A 19,781-nucleotide genomic window follows, 5' to 3' on the forward strand; every position below is an offset into this window, starting at 1 on the left:
CCACGAGGGCATCAAGGCCGCTATCTCGAAGGTTCTCAGCACCACTTGGCAGAGATGCCGCGTCCACTTCCAGCGCAACGCCCTCGCCCATGCCGGGAAGAGCGGGCGGCGCGTGGTGTCCGCCTTCATCGCCACCGCCTTCGCACAGGACACGGCCGAAGCCGCCAGCACGCAGTGGCGCGCCGTGGCCGACCAGATCCGGCCGAAGGTGCCCAAGCTCGCCACCATCATGGATGACGCCGAGCACGACGTGCTGGCTTACATGTCCTTCCCCAAGGAACACCGGGCCAAGCTGCACTCGACCAACCCTATCGAAAGGCTGAACGGCGAGATCAAGCGCCGCACCGACGTCGTCGGAATATTCCCGAATGACGACGCCATCGTCCGCCTCGTCGGGGCTTTGCTCCTCGAACAAAACGATGAATGGGCCGTTCAGCGCGCCCGCTACATGACGCTGGAAACCATCGCGCCGATGGGCGATGATCCCGTCATCAGCCTGCCCGCAGTGGCATCCTGATCAAGCAGGCCCGCGCCGAACATCAAGGTGACGATCAGCGCCAGCTACACCACTCCATCGGACAGCATCGAGCGAAATCGGGAATGTGACGGCAAACCTGTCTTGGGCTGACCATTGAAGAGCTAAGCGACCCGCGTGCGGAAGTGCTCGGCGATGGGCATGATTTCTGGCTATTGTTTTACGGGCGCAGACGCGGGTGGTTGAACGGACAACAGTAGGCGCTCCTCGGCCGCACGGACCCCACGAGCAATCAACTGGCGTAAAACAAAGAACTGCCCCGAGCGGGGTGCGCCGGGTGCCAAGGGCGGTCCTGATGTTTGAACCTGCGTCCATCAGCTAGCAGCCCCGCGACATCAGCGGTCCGAATCCCGTGTGCTCCGCCACTTGCCCTCGCGAGAGTGTTCTCCCGATCCGGCTACGGCCGAATTTGTTCTTTGTCTGCGACGGTTATTCGGGGCGGGCAATCGGCCATGCCGCAGCGAACTGGCGCCGAACTCACTGATGTTTAGGGCAAGTAATCGAATGCATCCGCGCTTTCATACAGCGCCTTAATCGCGGTAGAGAATGAAGTGCGCGTCGCGGCCTCCTTCAGGTCCAAAACACGGAACTTGTCGCCGATATTCGTAACGGCCTCGATCCGACGATACTGATCGCCGAAGCGTTCTGCGTACAGCGCCAGCCCCTTGAGCGGGTAGAGAGGCGGTCGAAGCGCGTTCACCGCAAGTGCGTTGCTTCACAAGCTGCTCGCGCGCGCGGACCACGGCGGCGCGCCTGCCGCGCAGCCGCGAAACCGCGACTGGTGCAGGCGTACGCGGTCGAGCGCCAGGGACGGCCCAAAGCCCGGCTCAGCCGACGGCCATTCCGATCCATACAGGCTCCCTCGAGGGCCAGCGCTCCGGCGCCCCTAGGTCCGGCCAGACCGGCTCCCATGTTCCGCCGCCGGATGGCGGCGGTGCCGACATGTCGCCGCTGATCGCCAGCGCCACCCGCAGCCGGTCCGCGCCGTGCCTTCGGTCGAATGCGCAGATTCTAGGCGGCGCCTCTACCGGAATATAATCGCCATTCCTGAACAGCGCGGCATGCTCTTTCCGCAGCTGGAGAAGCCGCCGTGTGAGCCGCAGCTTGGTCAGGTCGAGCGGGCGCGCCAAAGCGGCCGGATCGTTCAGCGCCCGGTCCAGCATGTCGAAATCCACCGGCCTGCGGTTGTCCGGATCAGTCAGCGCATAACTGGCGATTTCGCAGCCTTGGTAGATGTCGGGAATGCCCGGCGCGGTCAGCTTCAGCGCGGTCTGGATCACCGAAAGCCGATCCGCGGCGGCGAAAATCCCATCCAGTTCCGGCGGAGGCGTGGGGAATTGCACCGCCAGCCTGCGCACATAGGCTGTGGCTGTGCCCTCCAGTTCCGTATCCGGCGCGGTCCAGTAGGTTTCCGTCTTGGCCTCGCGCAGCGCCTTGATGACGTGTTCCACCAGCCGGTCGGCGAAATTCCCGTCGGAGGCGTCGATTGCGAGAAAACTCTGCGCGACATACCACACGAGGTTCCTGTCGAGCCGATCCGGGGCGAACCCTTGGCAGATCCGGAACCACGCTTCGAAAGAGGATGGCCGGCAGGTGATGGCAGCGATGCGCATCCGCGCGTCCTCGGACCGCTTGGTGTCATGCGAGGAGGTCAGGGTCAGCCCGTGCGGCATTCGCGCGGCGCGGTGTTCCATAGCCCGGTGGAACCCCTCGATCCCGAGTGCATCTTCACCCGGTTCGCTGCCCACCTCGTTGGCGGAGAGCAGCCGCACCTCGCGGAAGAACGCGGTATCCTCCTGGCTTTTCGCCACTGCTGCGCCGGTCACCTGCTGCATCCGTTCGCGCAGGCGTGCGGTCTCCGGGTCGGGCCTAGTCAGCACCTCGGCAAGGAATGGCAGGGCACCGGGATCGGGCAGCACCCTCGCCGCACGATCGGCCGTGCGCCGGATCAGGTCGGCATCCGGTCCGGACACATGGTCCGCTTCGGTGTAGCTGCGGTAGCGTGGGAAGGCGGCAATGAACTCAAGCAGCGCGACGCGCAGCGTCTCCGGTCCGAATTCCACGCCAAACCGATCGCGCGCCGCGATGTCCGACAGCAGCGCGTGCAGTGTCCAGAGCTCGGCTGCGAGGTCATGAGTCATGATCTGGATCCGCGCCCGCCGGATCACCTCCTCCGGCGGGTCCGTGCGTCCGGTCGCCGTGCGGTAGGCGCCGTCGACGCGGGCTAGCCCGTCCGCGTCCGTCAGCAGCCGCGCGAAGGACCGTGCCGCGACGTAGCCGGTGGTCCCCTGCACGGGCCAGTCGGGCGGCAGTGTTTCGGACCCTGACAGGATCTTCTCGACCCAGATCGGCGTATCACCGACCCGGTCCCGCAGCCTGCGCAGATAGGCTTCCGGATTGGCCAGCCCGTCGACATGGTCGATCCTGATGCCGTTGACGATGCCCGCCCCGACAAGATCGAACAGCAACCGGTGGCTGTCCTCGAACACCGCGTCGTCCTCCACCCGGACGCCGATCAGGCTGGCGATATTGAAGAACCGCCGATGGCTGAGAATGTCGCTTTCGGTGCGCCAGTGAACCAGCCGCCAGGGCTGTTCGCCATGCAGCGCACGCAGCGCGTCCCGGCCACCGCCGCGCGCCGCCTTGAGCGCGGGCGTGCGGGCAAGCGGCACACGCAGCCCGCCCGCTGCTAGTACCGGGCCGTCCGCATCATCCTCCACGGCGAAACCGCCTTGCGACAGCACCGTCTCGAATGGGGCGGGCAGCCAAGGCAGGCGGATTCGCCCCGCCGAAGGGTCGAGGTCCAAATGCCGGGCATAGCGGCTGGCCGCGCCGTTGCGCAACACGTCGCGCAGCCAAGGCGTCGCGACCGAGAACGCCACGTGGTTCGGAACGATGTCGAGGATCAGGCCGAGCCCTTCTGCCCGCAACGTGCGCGACAGCCGTTCCAGCCCCTCGCGCCCGCCAAGTTCCGGCTCGACCACGTTGGGGTCGATGACGTCGTAGCCATGCGAGGAGCCGGGCTGGGCGGCGAACAAAGGCGAGGCATAGACATGGCTCACCCCGAGCCGCGCGAGGTAGGGCGCCAGCCGCGCCGCGCGGTCGAAATCCATGCCCGCGCGAAATTGCAGGCGGTAGCAGGCGGTCGGCAAATTCATGAGCCGTTCTTTGCGCGGGGGCGTTCGCGCCGCATCAGTGCCGCCGTGGCGGCGAAAACCGGATGGACCGCGATGTCTTCGACGGGAACCGGGCTTTTCGGCCGCCAGTTCGGGTATTCGTCCGATGTGCCGGGCACGTTCGTCGGCACCTCCGGTCCGGTCAGATCGGCGAGCCGTACACCGACCAGGCAGGCGGGACTGCGCGCGAGAAAGAGATGCGCGGCGTCCAGCACCTGCGGCGGCAGCTCCGGCGCATCCGCCGGAACCGGCGCCTCAAGCGTTCCCGCCCGCCGGAACGCGCGCAGCATCGCGGCGCGCTCCTCGCCACGCCGAAGCGCGTCGCAGTCGGAATTCCCGGCGTCCAGTTGCCCGAATGCCCGCCGCCGCGCCACGTCCTCTCCCTTCCACCAAGAGGCAAAAACCGGCAGATCGTGGGTGGACAGGCACGCCAGCGCCTTTCGCGGGTAACGCGCCGGGGATCGGAAGCCGCGCGCGGTCTGTTCGAAGATAAGGATGCGATAGGACAGGATGTTGGCCTCGGCCATGGCCCGCTGGAAACCCCGCGGCACGAATCCCAAGTCCTCTCCGATGATGATGGCGCGGTATTCGCGTGACAAGCCGGCGAGACGGCTCAGGAAGTCGGCAAAGGGATAGCGCAGGTGCGCGCCCTCGGCGGGCGTTGCGCCCTCCGGCACAAGGTAGAGTTGCCACAGCGCCATCGCGTGGTCGATGCGCAGGGCCCCGGCGCCGCGCAACTGTGCCGCGGTCATTTCGCGGAACGAAGCGAAATCGGTGTCCTTTAGCGCCGTGGGCGACGGCGCCGCAAGCCCCCAGTCCTGGCCTTGCTCCGCGTACATGTCGGGCGGTGCGCCCACGGTGAGGCCCGACAGGGTGGCCGCCGCGCCCGACCAGATGGCCGACCCGTCCGGAGCCTCGCCCACGGCGAGGTCGAGGTACAGTCCGATCCTCATGCCGGCGTCGCGGGCCGCCTGCGCCGCGGCGTCGAGTTGCCGGCGCGCGATCATCTGCAACCACATGTGAAACCGGATGTCCGGCGCGATCTCGCGCGCGAGGTCGCTGGCAGCGGCCGCTTCTGGGTCGCGCAATTCCTTGGGCCAGTCGCGCCAGCCTGCGCCGAGCCCGCGCGCAACCATGCGGGCGGAAAGCGCCTCGAACAACGCGTGGAGGCGCAGAGCCGTGCCGCACCGCCGGTCGAACGCGTCCACTGCTTCGTCTTGTGGATCGCGGTCGAAGACCGCGCGCAAGGCGGGGAGCTTTGCCGCCGCCACTGCGGGATAATCCACCAACTCGCCCGCATGCAGACTGTCCATGCTCGCAGGCAGTTCTGCCCCGACGAGATCCGGCGCGATGTAGAGCGGGTTGAGGAATCGGCGGTTCGAGGGCGAGAACGGGCTGCGCCTGTCGGGGTCGGCCAGGAACAGCGCGTGAACCGGGTTGATCCCGAGGAAATCCGCGCCCTGCGCGCCGGCGATTCGGGCGAGCTCGGCGAGGTCCGCGAAATCACCGATTCCCCAGTTCCGCGCCGAACGCAGTTCATAAAGCTGGCAGAACAGACCCCATCCCGGCGTCTCCAGAAGGGTCTCGGGCAGCCAGCATCTTGCATGCGCCGGCACCTCCATCCGTCGCGGCGGCGGATCGCCGCCAAGCTTGCCTTCGAGATCGACCCCGAGGCTTTGGAGGATCAGCCGCTTGGTCGTATCCGGCACCGGCCGCGTATCGCCGGTGAAGTAATCGGTGTAGGACAGCGTCAGCCCGTGGTGCCGCGCCAGCCGATCCAGTGCCGTGGACATCACGCCTCCTTCAGAAAATGCACGGCGGTCGCGGCGGCGCCGGGGGCGGTCCGGTGCAATTCGACACCCGCCGCGGGCAGCATGTCGCGCGGCGCACCCGGGAACGCCGCGCGCAGCTGCAACAGCGCATCGCCAAGCCGCCAATCCACCGCCAGAACGCCGTCCGCGGCTTTCAGAACCGTCCCTGTATATCCGCCCGCGCGCCGCAGATGCGGAACGATCCGGGTGCGGCGAAGATCGAGCAGGCGCCGCACCCGGTCCTGCACGCCCTGTCCTGCCGGGCTGTCGCGGCGCGACGGATCGAGCCGGGAGGCCTCCATGACCTGCCTGTCGATCGGGTCCGGCACGTCCACCCCTGTCCCCTCGAACCCGGTGAACCCCGCGAATTCGCGCCGCCGACCCTCGCGCACGGCCGCCGCGAGGTCGCCCTCGAACCCCGCGAAGAACAGGAAGGGGCGGGTCTCGCCGTATTCCTCGCCCATGAACATCAAGGGGATATGCGGCGACAGCAGGTGAATGGCGCCAAGCGCCTCCAGCGTGTCCGCGTCGGTGAGCGAAATCAGCCGTTCGCCGCGCGCGCGGTTGCCGGTCTGGTCGTGGTTTTGCAGGAAATCGACGAAGGCGACCGGCGGCAGATGGGCGGAGGGCTCTCCGCGCCCGTCCTCGCCCTGGAAGGCGAAGCCCTCGGCCAGTGCCCGGCCGAACTGGCCGAGCGGGTCGGAAGCGAATGCCGCATAATACCCTTCGGTCTCGCCCGTGGCGAGTACGTGCGCCGCGTTGTGAAAATCGTCGTTCCATTCTGCGGTGTACCCCACCACGACGCCGTCCCGACGCTCGTGCAGGTGGGTAACGTTCCGGTTGTCTTCGGTTGTCAGATGGACCGGGCAGCCTGGGAGGCGGGCGCGCAGTTCCCCTGCCATCTCGACAAGCAATTCCGGCTCGGACGGATCAACGATCTGGTCAATGGCGTCGAGCCGCAGCCCGTCGAACCCGAACTCGCCGAGCCAGTATAGTGCATTTTCTATGAAGAACCGCCGCACCGGGCGACGGGTATAGTCGATCCCGGCCCCCCAAGGTGTCTGCCGAGCCGCGTCAAAGAACCGTTCGGCATATGCGTGCAGGTAGTTCCCGTCCGGCCCGAAGTGGTTGTAGACCACATCGAGCAGCACGATAAGCCCGTGGTCATGCGCCGTTTCGACCATTGCCGCGAGATCGTCCGGCGTGCCGTAGGCGGGGTGCGGTGCGTAGGGCAGAACCCCGTCATAGCCCCAGCCTCGGTCCCCGGCGAATTGCGCCACGGGCATGATCTCGATCGCCGTGAAGCCGAGCGCTGCCAGCCGGCTGAATTCGGCAGCCGCCGCACGGAAGGTCCCGGCTTCGGTGAAGGTTCCGACGTGAAGCTCGTAGATCACCGCCTCCTCCCAAGGGCGGTCGCACCAACCGCGGCACATGCGCGGCGGGGTCAGCAGCGACGGGCCATGCACCCCATTTTCCTGCCGGCGCGCAGCGGGATCGGGCACAGCCAGCCCGTCCGGCATGACGAACGCGTAAGCGGTGCCGGACGGCGCGGCCACGTCAAGCGTGAACCAGCCCGGATCGCCGGTGTGGGCGCTGCCCTCTGCCGCGCGCATCGGATGATCCGCACCGCCGATGCTCACCGCCACCGCATCGGCATCCGGCGCCCAGAGCCGCAGCGACCATTGGTCGGTTCCCGCGCGCGGCACCGCGCCCCACGTGTATCTGTCTGCGGTCATCGCGGTCCTCCGGTTCGCAGCAGGTGCAGGGTGCGGGCGCGCAGGGCGAAGGTTTCCGCGGAGAGCCGCCTGCGTCCCGCCGGATCGGCCAGCCCCTCGGCGGTATCCACGAGCCGCGCCCAGACGCGCCCCGCATCTCCCGGCAGCACGAAATCCAAATCGATGTCGCTGGCGTTCAGCAGCATCAAAAGGAAGGTTCCGTTCTCGTGCATCAAGAGCCCGGTCGCGCGGTTCTCCCCGTTCTCCCAATCCTGCGGTTCCATCCGCCCGCCCTCGGGGCGCAGCCAGCGCGCAAAGCGGTTGTAGCGGGCGTCCGGCCCGGCATGCAGGTAACGGTTGGCCAGGAACAGCCCGTGCGCCTTGCGCACGCCAATAAGCCCGCGCACGAAGCGCTCGAAGGCAAGCTGCCGGTCGTCTGTCTGCCAGTCGAACCAGTTCATCGGGCCCGGCTGACAATAGGAATTGTTGTTGCCGCCTTGGCTGCGTCCGCGTTCGTCGCCCATCAGCAGCATCGGCGTGCCTTGGCTAAGCATCAGCGTGGCGATCAGGTTCCGCCTTTGCCGGTCGCGCAGTTCGATGATGCCGCCATCGTCGGTCTCGCCCTCGACGCCGTGGTTCCAACTGAGATTGTGGGAATGGCCGTCGCGGTTGTCCTCGCCGTTCTCCTCGTTGTGCTTGTCGTTGTAGGACACGAGATCCATCAGCGTGAACCCGTCATGGGCCGTGATGAAATTGACGCTGGACCACGGGCGCCGCCCGGAATGGGCAAAGATATTTGCCGATCCCAGGATGCGGCCCGCGACGTGGCCGAGCTGGCCCGGATCGCCCTTCCAGTAGGACCGCGCCGTGTCGCGGTACTTGTCGTTCCATTCGGCCCAGCCCGGCGGAAAGTTTCCGAGCTGGTAGCCGTTCGGCCCGGTGTCCCAAGGCTCGGCGATCAGTTTGACATTGGCAAGTAACGGGTCTTGGCGCACCGCCTCGAGGAAGATCGCGTCCTCGGAATACTGGTCGCCGACGCGCCCCAGCGTCGTCGCCAGATCAAACCGGAATCCATCCACATGGCATTCCTTGACCCAGTAGCGCAGAGAATCCATCACCATCTGCAACACCCGGCTTTGCCGCAACTTCAGCGAATTTCCGGTCCCGGTGGTGTCGAAATAGAACCGCGGATCGTCCGCCAGCGTGTAGTAGCTGGCATTGTCGATGCCGCGGAAGGACAATGTCGGGCCAAGGTGGTTGCCTTCGGCGGTGTGGTTGTAGACCACGTCGAGGATCACCTCGATCCCGGCCTCGTGCAGGCGGCGGACCAGCAGCTTGAACTCGTGCAGGTTGCCGCCGCGCGTGAGGTATCGCGGCGCGGGCGCAAAGAAGCCCAGCGTGGAATAGCCCCACCAGTTCACCAGCCCCTGGTTCGCGAGATGGCCCTCGTCGTAGAACGCCTGAATAGGCAGCAATTCGAGCGAGGTGACGCCGAGCTTCACGAGATGGTCGATGACGCGCGGATCGGCCAGGCCCTCGAAGGTGCCGCGCAACGGCGCGTCGATGCCCTCGTGGCCCATTGTCATTCCGCCGACGTGCGCCTCGTAGGCGATGACGCGGCCGAAGGGAATGTCTGGTGACACGTCGCCCCCCCAGGTATGCGCGGGGTCCACCACCACGCATTTAGGCATCACGAAGGCGCTGTCGCGCCGGTCGAAGGACAGGTCTTCCTTCTGGTGGCCCATCCGATAGCCGAACAGCGAGTCGTGCCAGCGCAGGTTGCCGTGGTGTTGCAGCGCGTAGGGATCGAGGAGCAGCTTGTTGGGGTTGAACCTGTGGCCCGCCTCGGGCGCATAGGGGCCATGCACCCGGTAGCCGTAAAGCTGGCCGGGCCGCACGTCGGGCAGGTAACCGTGGAACACCTGATGGGTGTATTCGGGCAGTTCGATGCGTTCGATCTCGCGCCGGCCACGCCGGTCGAACAGGCACAGTTCGACCTTGCTCGCGTGCGCGGAGAACAGCGCGAAATTGCTTCCCGTGCCGTTCCAGCACGCGCCGAGCGGCACGTCCGACCCGGACTGGACGCGGCGATTCAGAAGCGGCGGCGTCTCTATGGCGCTCATTCGGGCACGAGAAACAGTGTTGCGAGCGGCGGCAGGTCCACGGAGGCGGAGGCCGGCAGGCCGTGCATCCCGGCGTCTGCAACCTCGATCCGGCCCGGCGCGTCTGTGCCGCCGTATTCGGCCGCGTCGGAATTCAGCGCGATCCGCCAGTTGCCGCCCCGCGGAAGCCCGATGCGGTAGCCTTCGCGCGCCACCGGAGCCATGTTGCTCACCACCACGACCGGACGGTCGTCTTCACGCCCGGAGCGCAGGAACGAAAACACGTTGTTTTCGGTGTCGCCGCCCTCGATCCAGCGAAAGCCCTCCCGCTCGCAATCGCGCCGGTGCAGGCCCGGTTCCCGCCGATAGAGCGCGTTGAGATCACGCACGAGCGCCTGCACACCGCGGTGGGCGGGATCATCCAGCAGGTGCCAGTCGAGCGACTGGTCGTGGTTCCATTCGCGTTCCTGAGCGAATTCGCAGCCCATAAACAACAGCTTCTTGCCGGGATGGCCCCACATGAACCCGTAATACGCCCTGAGGTTTGCAAATTGGTGCCACCGGTCGCCGGGCATCTTGGTCAGCATCGAACCCTTGCCGTGCACCACCTCGTCATGGCTGATTGGCAGCACGAAATTCTCGGAAAATGCGTATTCGATGCCGAACGTCATTTCGCCGTGATTGTATTTGCGGTGGATCGGATCGTGGCTCATGTAGCGGAGCGTGTCGTGCATCCAGCCCATGTTCCACTTGAAGTCGAATCCGAGCCCGCCTTCCGAAACAGGACGGCTGACGCCCGGCCAGGCGGTGCTTTCCTCGGCGATTGACAGGCTGCGGGGGGCGTATTCGTGGACGGTTTCGTTCACCCCCTTCAGAAAGTCGATCGCATCGAGATTCTCGCGCCCGCCGTAACAGTTGGGAATCCACTCGCCGTCGGCGCGGGAGTAATCGAGATAAAGCATCGACGCGACCGCATCCACGCGCAGCGCGTCAACATGCAACTCCTTCAGCCAGTAGGTAGCCGAAGCGCGCAGGAAATTGGCGACCTCGCGGCGGCCGAAGTTGTAGATCAGCGTGTTCCAATCATTGTGAAAGCCCTGCCTGGGATCGGCATGTTCGTACAGCGCTGTGCCGTCGAACACCCCCAACCCGTGCGCATCAGTCGGAAAATGCGCCGGCACCCAATCGACGATCACGCCGATCCCGGCGCCGTGCAGACGCTCAATCATGCGCGCAAAATCTTCCGGGCTTCCGAACCTCGATGTGGGCGCGAACATGCCGATCGGCTGATACCCCCACGATCCGGAGAATGGATGCTCGCTGACCGGCAGGAACTCCACGTGGGTGAAACCCATCTCTGTCACGTAGTCGGCAAGCTGGTCGGCGAGGCTGGGGTAGTCTAGCATCTCACCCTCAAGCGTACGCCGCCAAGATCCGAGATGCACCTCGTATATCGACACCGCCTCGGCGCGCTGGTCGGCGGCTCGCGACCGCATCCAGCCGTCGTCGGTCCATTCGTGCTGCACCATGCCGTGCACGATGCTGGCGCTCTCGGGCGGCACCTGCGCCGCGAATCCGACCGGATCGGCTTTGAGCGGTTGCAGGTGGCCATAGGCGCCCAGGATCTCGTACTTGTAGATTTCGCCCGGCCCGATGCCCGGCAGGAAAATCTCCCACACACCCGACGCACCGCGCCTTCGCATCGCGTGGCGGCGCCCGTCCCATGCGTTGAAATTGCCCACCACGGACACCCGGCGGGCGTTGGGCGCCCAGACCGCGAACGCCGTGCCCATCTCCCCCTCGTGCGTCGCCGGATGTGCGCCGAGACGCCGATACAGTTCTTCGTGCCGGCCCTCGCCCAGCAGGTATTCGTCCATCTCGCCCAGCACCGGGCCAAAGCTGTAGGGGTCGATCATCTCCCATTCATGGCCCACCGCGTTGCGGCAGCGCAGGCGGTAGGCGAACCGTTTGCGCCGCCGCTCGAACACCGCGTGAAAAAATCCCTCTGGGCTGATCCTGTCCATCCGGCACACGAGCTTGCCCCCGCCGTCGATCACGTCGATCTCCGCGGCGTCGGGGACAAAGGCGTTCAGCAGCATGGGTTCGGCCGAACCGCGTTGATGCATGCCGAGCACGCGAAACGGGTCCTCGTGCTGGCCGCGCAGCACTGCTTCGATATCCGGCCATGCCGGCGCGGTACGCGGCGTCTGCGCGGGGTCCCGTGTCGATGACTGGGTCAACGAGCTTCTCCGATGTCGTCGTCAACGAGCGAAAGCAGACCGCGCAGCGGGATGTCGAGCCAGCCGGGGCGCATCGCCATTTCATAGGAAATCTCGTAGGCCGCCTTCTGAATGAGAAAGAGATCGAGCAATGCGCGCTCGAAGTCGCTGTCTGCGGGATGCAACGGGTCATTTCCCATCGTTTCGCGATACGCCTCCAGGAACGCGCCCTGTGTCGCGCGCCGCCAGGCCCGCACCCCGGCGAGGGTGCCTTCGGGATCGGCGCCGAGGTCGATCCGACGTCGCACCGTGGACCAGAGCGCGTAATCGAAGCTGCGCAGCATCCCCGCGACATCCCGCAGCGGCGAAGTTTTCACCGTCCGCTCGGCGGGGCTGCGCCCGGGCTCGCCTTCGAAGTCGATGATGACGACGTCGGTCTGTGCAACCAGGATCTGCCCGAGATGGTAATCGCCATGGATGCGGCAGCGCCCGCCCGACGGCGACATGCCGCGCACCCTGTCGACGCGTTCGATCAGAGTGGCGCGGCAGGCGATGGCCTGTTCGGCCAATGCGCGGCTGGTGTCGCCCAGTCCGCTCAAGCCGGTCGCCAGCCGGTCGAGCGCGGCGGACAATTCCCCGCAGACATCGTCCGCGAGCGCGGCAATATCGTCCGCCGTCAGATCTTCCCGCCCAAAGATCGAACCCTCCGCGCCGCTGGCCAGCGCCAGGTGCAACTCGGCTGTGCGCCGCCCCAGCACCGGTCCCAGGTCGAGCGGGCCGGCCATGATCGGCTCGTTCTGTTGGCCGGGCGCAGCAAGATCGCGGGTTTCCATGTCACGCTCCAGCGCCTGCGTCAAATGGGTCCAGGCATCGCCCTGGTTGCGCACGAAATCCGACGCGGCGGCGAGCGTGGTCACAATGCCGTCTGCGTCGATCCAGTCGATGGTGCCGAGCAGCGCGGGGCTGGCATCGAAATCGGTTTCTTCCGTCAGGAAGCGGGCGACCTCGATATCCGGCTGCACACCCTGTTGCAGACGGCGGTAGAGCTTGAGGACCACCGCGTCCCCGAAGGCGATGGAGGTGTTGGACTGTTCCGTGGATAGCAGGCGCGGCTCGCCGGGATCTTCCATGAGCGAAAGCGCATCGCTGCGGCGCAGTTCAATCCGCCCGTCGCCCGCGCGGACCGTCTGCCCGGCTTTCAATAAGGCCAGAAGTGTGCTGGCGAAATCCTCGTCCACCGCCCCGTCAACGAGTGCGCCGACCTGGTTCGCGCGCCGCAGCTTGGACAGAGTCGCGGGAAGGCGCGGACCAATGGTCAGGGCGTCCTCGCCCCATTCGGCCGAAAGCGGTAGGAAGTACCGCTGCGCTGCGCCGTCGTGAAGGGTGACATCGGCGACCGCCAAAAGATGCCGCCCGCCCGACAGCTCGCAGAGTCTGCGCAGCGCAACGCCTTCGATGCGTGTGCCTTTTGCCGCGAACCAGCGCTGCATCGGAAGGTATTCGGCAAGGGTTTCGCGTTCGAACTGCCGTGCGGTCGGTCCCTCGAGCGCGGTAGACAGCGTGCCGTCTCGCGTGGTGAGGGTCAGGAAATCGGGTAGCGTCTGGGCGTGCGGCATGTGCCATTGCGACGCGTCCGTGCCGTCCGCCAGATCGAACCAGTAGAATCCGTAGCCGGGAAGGGTCAGCAAGTATGGTAGTTCACCGATGGGCGGAAAAGGCGACTGGCCGTTCAGTTCCACCGGCACCCGGCCGGAGAATTCGCTAAGGTTTATCTCCGCGGCCTGCGCCTGGCGCGACAGGTTGGCGACACAGAGCACCGCCTCGTCGCCCATGCGCCGCAGATAGGCGAACACCTTCCGGTTACGGGGATAAAGAAGCTCGATCGCGCCGCGCCCGAACAATGCGTGGCGCTGGCGCACCGCGACCGCACGCCTCACCCAATTGTAAAGCGAGGTCGGAGATTGTTGCTGAGCCTCGACGTTGACACTCTGAAACCCGTAAATCGGATCCTGGATCGTCGGCAGGTACAGCTGCTGGGGAATTGCGCGACTGAACCCGGCGTTGCGGTCCGCCGACCACTGCATCGGGGTGCGCACCCCGTCGCGGTCGCCGAGGTAGTAATTGTCGCCCATCCCGATCTCGTCGCCGTAATAGAGGATTGGCGTGCCGGGCAGCGACAGCAGCAGCGAATTGAGCAGTTCTATCTTTCGCCGGTCGTTCTGGAGCAGCGGCGCCAGCCTGCGACGGATACCCATGTTGATCCGCGCCCGCTTGTCCGAGGCGTAAAAGTTCCACAGGTAATCGCGCTCGCGGTCGGTGACCATCTCGAGCGTCAACTCGTCATGGTTGCGCAGGAAGATGCCCCATTGACAATCGTCTGGGATCGCAGGGGTCTGGCGAATGATGTCGGTGATCGGGTAGCGGTCCTCCTGCGCCACGGCCATGTACATCCGGGGCATCAGCGGGAAGTGGAAGCCCATGTGGCATTCGTCGCTTTCGCCGAAATAGGGGCGCGTGTCCTCGGGCCACTGGTTCGCCTCTGCAAGAAGCATCCGGTTCTCGAAATGGCGGTCGAGATCAGCTCGGATCGCCTTGAGCACATCATGTGTCTCGGGAAGGTTCTCATTGTTGGTGCCGTCGCGTTCGACCAGATAGGGAATCGCGTCGAGCCGCAGCCCATCCACGCCCTTTTCCAGCCAGAAATGCATCACGTCGAGGATCGCCGCCAGCACCTCCGGATTGTCGAAATTCAGGTCCGGCTGGTGATCGAAGAAGCGGTGCCAGTAGAACTGTTCGGCCACCGGGTCCCATGTCCAGTTGGAATCGAGGGTGTCGTTGAAGATCACCCGCGTCCTGTCCATCCATTTCGTCGGGTCGTCGGACCAGACATACCAGTCCCGCTCGGGGCTGCCCCTCGGCGCGTTGCGTGCGCGCTGGAACCATGCGTGCTGGTCCGAGGTGTGGTTTATAACGAGTTCGGTGATGACCTTCAGGCCGCGCCGGTGGGCTTCGTCCACGAAGCCCTCGAATTCCTCCATCGTACCGTAGGCGGGATTGATAGCCTTGTATTCGGCGATGTCGTAGCCGTCGTCGCGCAACGGCGAGGGATAGAAGGGCAGCAGCCAAACGGCGGTTGCGCCCAGCTCCTGCACATGATCGAGGCGGCGCATCAGCCCGGCGAAGTCACCGATGCCGTCATCGTTGGAATCCTGGAAAGCCTTGACGTGCAACTGGTAGATGACCGCGTCCTTGTACCAGTCCGCGACCGTTTCGGTGGCGGCAGCGGCCCCGACATCCTTGTCTGCGAAGGTCATGCAGCGCCTCCCGGCGGAAAGAGTTTCCAGATTGCGTAGGGCCGGTCATGCGGATCGAGTTGCAGCCGGTGGTCGCGCCCATGCCAGGTGAAACGGTTGCCGTGAATCACGTCCTCCACCTCCACCGACGCTTCGGCTGGCAGGCCGAGCTCCCGCAACGGCAGCTCGAACCAGAAATCAGCGCCGGCGAACGGGTCGATGAGAACGTGGAAAAGCAGATAGTTGCGTACCGTATGGTCGAGGCGCGCGTAATACAGCACCCGGTCGTCATGCGCGGTGAGCAGCTTCAGGTTTCCGAAATCGCGCATCGCGGGATTGTCCCGGCGTATATGGTTGATAAGCCGCACGTCGGCCTTGATATTGCCCGGCGCGTTCAGGTCGCGGTGCTTGAGTTCGTACTTCTCGCTATCGAGATACTCGTCCTTCGGCGGGAGCCAGGCCGCCTCGCAAAACTCGAAACCGGAATAGAGGCCCCAGTTGCCCGACAGCGACCCGGCGAGGATCACTCGTGTGCGAAAGCCGGGACGGCCCGAGGAATGGTTGAAATAAGGATTGATGTCCGGCGTGTTGGTGAAGAAGTTCGGCCGCATGTAATGGCGGCATTCTTCTGTCGTGAGTTCGATCAGGTATTCCGACAACTCGTGCTTGGTGTTTCGCCAAGTGTAGTAAGTATAGCTCTGGTTAAACCCCAGCTTGGCGAGTCGCTTCATGATTTTCGGGCGGGTGAACGCCTCGGACAGGAAAATCGCGTCCGGGCAGGACTTGCGCACTTCGCCGATGATCCACTCCCAGAACGGGAAAGGCTTGGTGTGCGGATTGTCCACGCGGAAGATCTTCACTCCGTGCCGGATCCAGAACAGGAACAGGTCGCGGATCGCCACCCAGAAGGGCACGTTCGGCGCGTCATCGAGATAGTATCGGAAGTTGACGATATCCTCGTATTTCTTCGGTGGGTTCTCCGCGTACTTGATTGTTCCGTCGGGGCGTCGCTCGAACCAGTCCGGGTGCTCCTTGAGCCAGGGATGGTCGGGCGACGCATTCAGGGCGATATCGAGCGCGATCTCGATTCCTTCGGCGCGGGCCGCCTCCACCAGCGCATCGAAATCCTCCAGCGTTCCTAGTTCCGGGTGCACCGCGTCCATTCCGCCCTCGGGCGTACCGATGGCGTAGGGCGATCCGACATCGCCCGGTTCGGCCTTCAGCGCATTGTTCCGGCCCTTGCGATTGGTCGTGCCGATCGGGTGGATGGGCGGAAAGTACAGCACGTCGAAACCGAGATCCCGGACATAGTCCAGCCGCCCGATCACGTCGCGGAACGTGCCGTGGCGACCCGCCGGCCCGGCGGAGCGGGGGAACATTTCGTACCAGGCGGAAAACGCAGCCCGCTCGCGGTCCACCCAGATCGGGATATCGGCGGACCGGGTCTGGTTCACCCGCGGCCCGATGCGCGCCATCAGCGCGTCCGCATCCGGCGACAGAAGATCTGCCACCGCGTCGTTCCTCGCGGCCTTACGCAGCGCATTCAGCGCGCCCGATTCGCCGCGCGGAGCCTTCGTTGCATCCAGAAGCAGTCGCGCTTCTTGCAATTCCACGGAAAGTTCCTGCCCGGCGGCGCGTTTCCTCGCGGTGTCGCGCGCCCATGTTGCCCAGAGGTCACGCCAAGCCACGATGGCAAATCGGGCGGGGCCCGGGCCGTCAAAGGCGATAGACCCGTGCCAGGCATCGTTGGGTTCGGGGCGCATCGGATGCAGGCCGCCGTCCGGGCCGAGTATCGCCGCCTCGATCACATCGTGACCGTCGCCGAAGATATCCGCGGACACGTCCATCGGCCGGCCGGCGACGGCCTTGGCCGCGAAGCGACCGCCGTCGATCAGAGGATCGATGGCTTCGATGACGAGCCGTCTTTCCGCGAGGTCCTGAAGTTTCAAAAGGGAATCCCTGCCGCTCCTTGGCGCCTTCATCGGCGAACTTCCTTTTCGATTGATCCGGTTTGCCTGGTCCCCGGTTCTGAGCCTGGGTCGCCAGCCAGTGCGCCTTCGCGCCGGTCCACCCGCTTGCCGTTCCAACACGCTGCGCGGGCTGTGGTTCCGCGTGCGGACTGGATGGGCCGGATCGGCGGTCGGGCCGTTCCTCTGCGCGCTGCCGGTCTTGGTGATGCCGCGGGTCGCTGTCGAGCACCATTCGCAGCGCGCCGAGCCACGAAGTGGTTGCCCCGCGCGTCGAACGCTGCTGGGTCGTTATAGCGGGGGTTGAGGCCGATCTTCGTCCAAGCCCCCAATGCCGACATAGTTGTCGTGTTTCGGTTAGGCCTTGAAGCGGGCAGCTGGCGCTGGTCGACGATGCCGGGGCGTTTGTCGCCGCTCACCGATGCCGCTGTTCCGCATCAGCGGGAACCGAGATGAGCTCAGGCGGTTGAAGAAGGATCGGCCGTGGGGCAGCTCAGCTCTGGAACGGGCGCCGCCTTTCAGCGCCACGCCAAAGGGAGCACGGAGTGGAAGAGCAAATCCGAGACGCAATCCTGACTGAGCTGAGTCGGCAGTCTGAAGATCCTGAATGCAACTTCGAATGTTCGCATGCCGGTGATCGGCTCACCGTCAGCGGAGAGATCGACCTTGATGCCCTCGTGTTCGTGATAGTCGGGTCTTTGGCGGGCGGCCCGTAGAGTCGCCGGCCATTCTCCTTCCGGGCGCGCGCATGCCCCCTCCTGAGCTGCGGTTAACCGGCCGCTGAAGAACCCGGCGCCCGGCGCGATATGCGAAACATGATTGGCCGATCCCGGGCAACTGGGGGCGGTTATGCGGGGAGCGATCAAACGGCGGGCGCGGGGTTCAGCGACGTGGACCTCGGTTAATGCATTCCCGCGCGGCACCCTCTGCGCACGCTGAAAGAGAACCGCGCAGGCCTGATCGTGAAGGGCGACCGGACGCAGGCCGACGGTCATGCCGAACGCCGCTCCGCCCTCAACATGATCCATCGCCGAACCCGATGGCGCATATGTCGCGCGCGAGCCTGTATGGGTTCGGGTGTTGTTCCGCTTCCTCGGCTCGATTCGAGCACGAGTAAGAGCATCCTGACCATCTTGCCGCAATGCTGATGGTTCGGCTGTGCCTTCATGATTGGGCACACTTGACGTTCGCCTGTACCTGTCGCGGAGTGAACTCGCCCGATGAAGAAAAAGGGGGTCGCTCGAATGGGTCGCCTGGTAGTGGTTTCCAATCGGGTCCAGTCCCCCGACAGCGCGCCCGCGGCAGGTGGACTGGCGACCGCGATGCACGCGGCATTGCAGCAGTCCGGCGGAATGTGGTTCGGTTGGAGTGGCGAGACGTCGGAAGGGGATGTCGGCGATGCATGGGTCCGTGAGCACGAGGGTATCACCTACGCCACAGTGGATCTGAACGAGCCTGACTACGTCGGCTTCTACGAAGGCTATGCGAACCAGACCCTCTGGCCACTCTTTCACAACCGAGTGGACCTTGCCGTCTTCGACAGAGTGGCGTTCGAAAACTACCGCCGCGTGAATGAGCGATTTGCGGCACAGCTGGAGCGGCTCCTGAAGCCGGACGACGTGATCTGGGTGCAAGACTATCATCTGATTCCTCTTGGCGAGGAGTTGCGCCAGCTCGGGTGCCGCCAACGGATCGGCTTCTTCCTCCACACGCCTTTTCCCCCGCCCGAGATTCTGGTCACGTTGTTCAACCACAAGCGGCTCGTCCGCTCACTGCTGGCTTATGACCTCGTAGGCTTCCAAGCTCCCGATGATCTTGGCTCCTTCAAGGACTACGTCGTTCAGGAGCTGAGAGATGGCCGCGCCGCGGATGGTACCGTCAGTGCGTATGGGCGAACCACAAAGGCAGGCGCCTTCCCGATCGGAGTTGACCCTGCCGCCTTTCGGCAACTCGCTTCCTCGTCCTCAGCGCGGCGGTATGCCGCGCGCGTCCACAAGAGCCTCGGTGGCTGCCGCTTGGTTCTCGGAGTCGATCGACTGGATTACAGCAAGGGCATTCCCGAGCGCATGGCCGCCATGCAGACGTTTTATGAGCTACATCCACACGCGCGCGGTCGGGTCACGTTTCTGCAGATTGCCCCGCCCTCCCGCGAGGACGTTCCGCAGTATCGGACCCACAAGCACGAGATCGAAGGCGCCGTTGGCCAGATCAACGGGCGACTGGCCGAGTCCGACTGGACTCCAGTCCGGTATGTAAGCAAGACCTACACCCAGGCGCGGCTGTGCGGCCTCTATAGCCTCAGCAAGGTGGGCCTGGTGACGCCGCTCCGCGATGGCATGAACCTTGTGGCGAAGGAATACGTGGCCGCGCAGCCATCGGACCACCCAGGCGTGCTCGTGCTGTCCCGCTTCGCGGGAGCTGCGCATCAGATGGCTGCGGCGTTGATCGTCAATCCGTACGACAGGGTCGAGGTCTGCGAGGCGGTTCATCAGGCTCTAGAGATGTCGCTCGACGAGCGCACGGAGCGCTGGAGGGCTCTTCTGGAAGGATTGGAGAAACACGATCTCGCGGGCTGGCGAGACAACTTTCTGGCCGCACTTGCGGAGGGCGGCTGCGGCGCCGTCGCCGAGAGCTGACAGGTGATGAGCCGCATCTTCATGCACTTGTCCCTGAAAACGTCGGATCGGCGGCCAATATGCTGCAGGCGGCCGACGGCCAGGGCGAGCGATCCGTTCAGGCGCGATTGGCGGGGCAGTATGGCTGCGTCTCCCCGGACCGCGCGGGGTTACTGGCGGCAGCGGAGACGTCATCAGGGCGATGCACCGATTCCATAACCTCGGGCGGCGGATTTTTCCCCTCAGCGTAGGCCGACGCAGCAAGCATCTCGGGATAGCGACGGGGTGGCAGAAGTCGGCTCGTGATCCGCCCCCCCATTTTGGACATCGATCATTGTCGTTATCCTG

The 19,781-nt window shown here is 65.2% G+C and carries 11 protein-coding genes; 2 read left to right on the forward strand and 9 right to left on the reverse strand.

Annotation, left to right across the window (positions count from 1 at the left end; genetic code table 11):
• Window positions 1-517, forward strand: a 517-nt coding sequence (locus Q0938_RS12655) for a transposase (RefSeq protein ID WP_299362872.1), incomplete at its 5' end; no start/stop codon positions are given.
• A gap of 505 nt (window positions 518-1,022) precedes the next feature.
• On the opposite strand, the gene Q0938_RS12660 is transcribed toward Q0938_RS12655, so the two are convergent.
• The 9 genes from Q0938_RS12660 to Q0938_RS12700 all read right to left on the reverse strand — a co-directional run bounded on the left by Q0938_RS12660 (window position 1,023) and on the right by Q0938_RS12700 (window position 17,846).
• A complete protein-coding gene (locus tag Q0938_RS12660) occupies window positions 1,023-1,235 on the reverse strand; it encodes a hypothetical protein (protein ID WP_299362873.1) in 213 nt (70 codons plus the stop codon).
• A 127-nt stretch (window positions 1,236-1,362) separates the two neighbouring features.
• Window positions 1,363-3,693, reverse strand: a complete 2,331-nt coding sequence (gene treY / locus Q0938_RS12665; protein WP_299362874.1) for a malto-oligosyltrehalose synthase — start codon at window positions 3,691-3,693, stop codon at window positions 1,363-1,365.
• Window positions 3,690-5,504 (reverse strand): 4-alpha-glucanotransferase, encoded by a 1,815-nt coding sequence (gene malQ / locus Q0938_RS12670; protein ID WP_299362875.1) that lies wholly within the window; start codon window positions 5,502-5,504, stop codon window positions 3,690-3,692. Before malQ ends, treY begins: the two co-directional genes overlap by 4 nt.
• The gene (gene treZ / locus Q0938_RS12675; RefSeq protein WP_299362877.1) at window positions 5,504-7,258 is read right to left on the reverse strand and encodes a malto-oligosyltrehalose trehalohydrolase; all 1,755 of its coding nucleotides are present in this window, start codon (window positions 7,256-7,258) and stop codon (window positions 5,504-5,506) included. Before treZ ends, malQ begins: the two co-directional genes overlap by 1 nt.
• On the reverse strand, window positions 7,255-9,360 hold the full coding sequence (gene glgX / locus Q0938_RS12680) for a glycogen debranching protein GlgX (RefSeq protein WP_299362878.1): 2,106 nt from the start codon (window positions 9,358-9,360) through the stop codon (window positions 7,255-7,257). The genes treZ and glgX overlap by 4 nt, the downstream gene beginning before the upstream one ends.
• On the reverse strand, window positions 9,357-11,465 hold the full coding sequence (gene glgB / locus Q0938_RS12685) for a 1,4-alpha-glucan branching protein GlgB (RefSeq protein ID WP_299363117.1): 2,109 nt from the start codon (window positions 11,463-11,465) through the stop codon (window positions 9,357-9,359). The genes glgX and glgB overlap by 4 nt, the downstream gene beginning before the upstream one ends.
• Window positions 11,466-11,575: 110 nt before the next feature.
• Window positions 11,576-14,872 (reverse strand): maltose alpha-D-glucosyltransferase, encoded by a 3,297-nt coding sequence (treS, locus tag Q0938_RS12690; RefSeq protein ID WP_299362880.1) that lies wholly within the window; start codon window positions 14,870-14,872, stop codon window positions 11,576-11,578.
• Window positions 14,869-16,833, reverse strand: coding sequence for an alpha-1,4-glucan--maltose-1-phosphate maltosyltransferase (locus Q0938_RS12695; protein WP_299362883.1), 1,965 nt, complete (start codon window positions 16,831-16,833; stop codon window positions 14,869-14,871). Before Q0938_RS12695 ends, treS begins: the two co-directional genes overlap by 4 nt.
• Before the next feature lie 503 nt (window positions 16,834-17,336).
• Window positions 17,337-17,846: a hypothetical protein gene (locus Q0938_RS12700; protein ID WP_299362886.1), complete on the reverse strand. Its 510-nt coding sequence runs from the start codon at window positions 17,844-17,846 to the stop codon at window positions 17,337-17,339.
• 192 nt (window positions 17,847-18,038) lie between these two features.
• Here Q0938_RS12700 and otsA point away from each other — a divergent pair, with 192 nt between their 5' ends.
• Window positions 18,039-19,454 carry an alpha,alpha-trehalose-phosphate synthase (UDP-forming) gene (gene otsA, locus Q0938_RS12705; protein WP_299362889.1) on the forward strand — a complete coding sequence of 472 codons (1,416 nt, stop codon included), beginning with the start codon at window positions 18,039-18,041 and terminating at the stop codon, window positions 19,452-19,454.
• Window positions 19,455-19,781: the final 327 nt, after the last annotated feature.

Source organism: uncultured Paracoccus sp., from assembly GCF_947496875.1.
Lineage (GTDB): Bacteria > Pseudomonadota > Alphaproteobacteria > Rhodobacterales > Rhodobacteraceae > Paracoccus.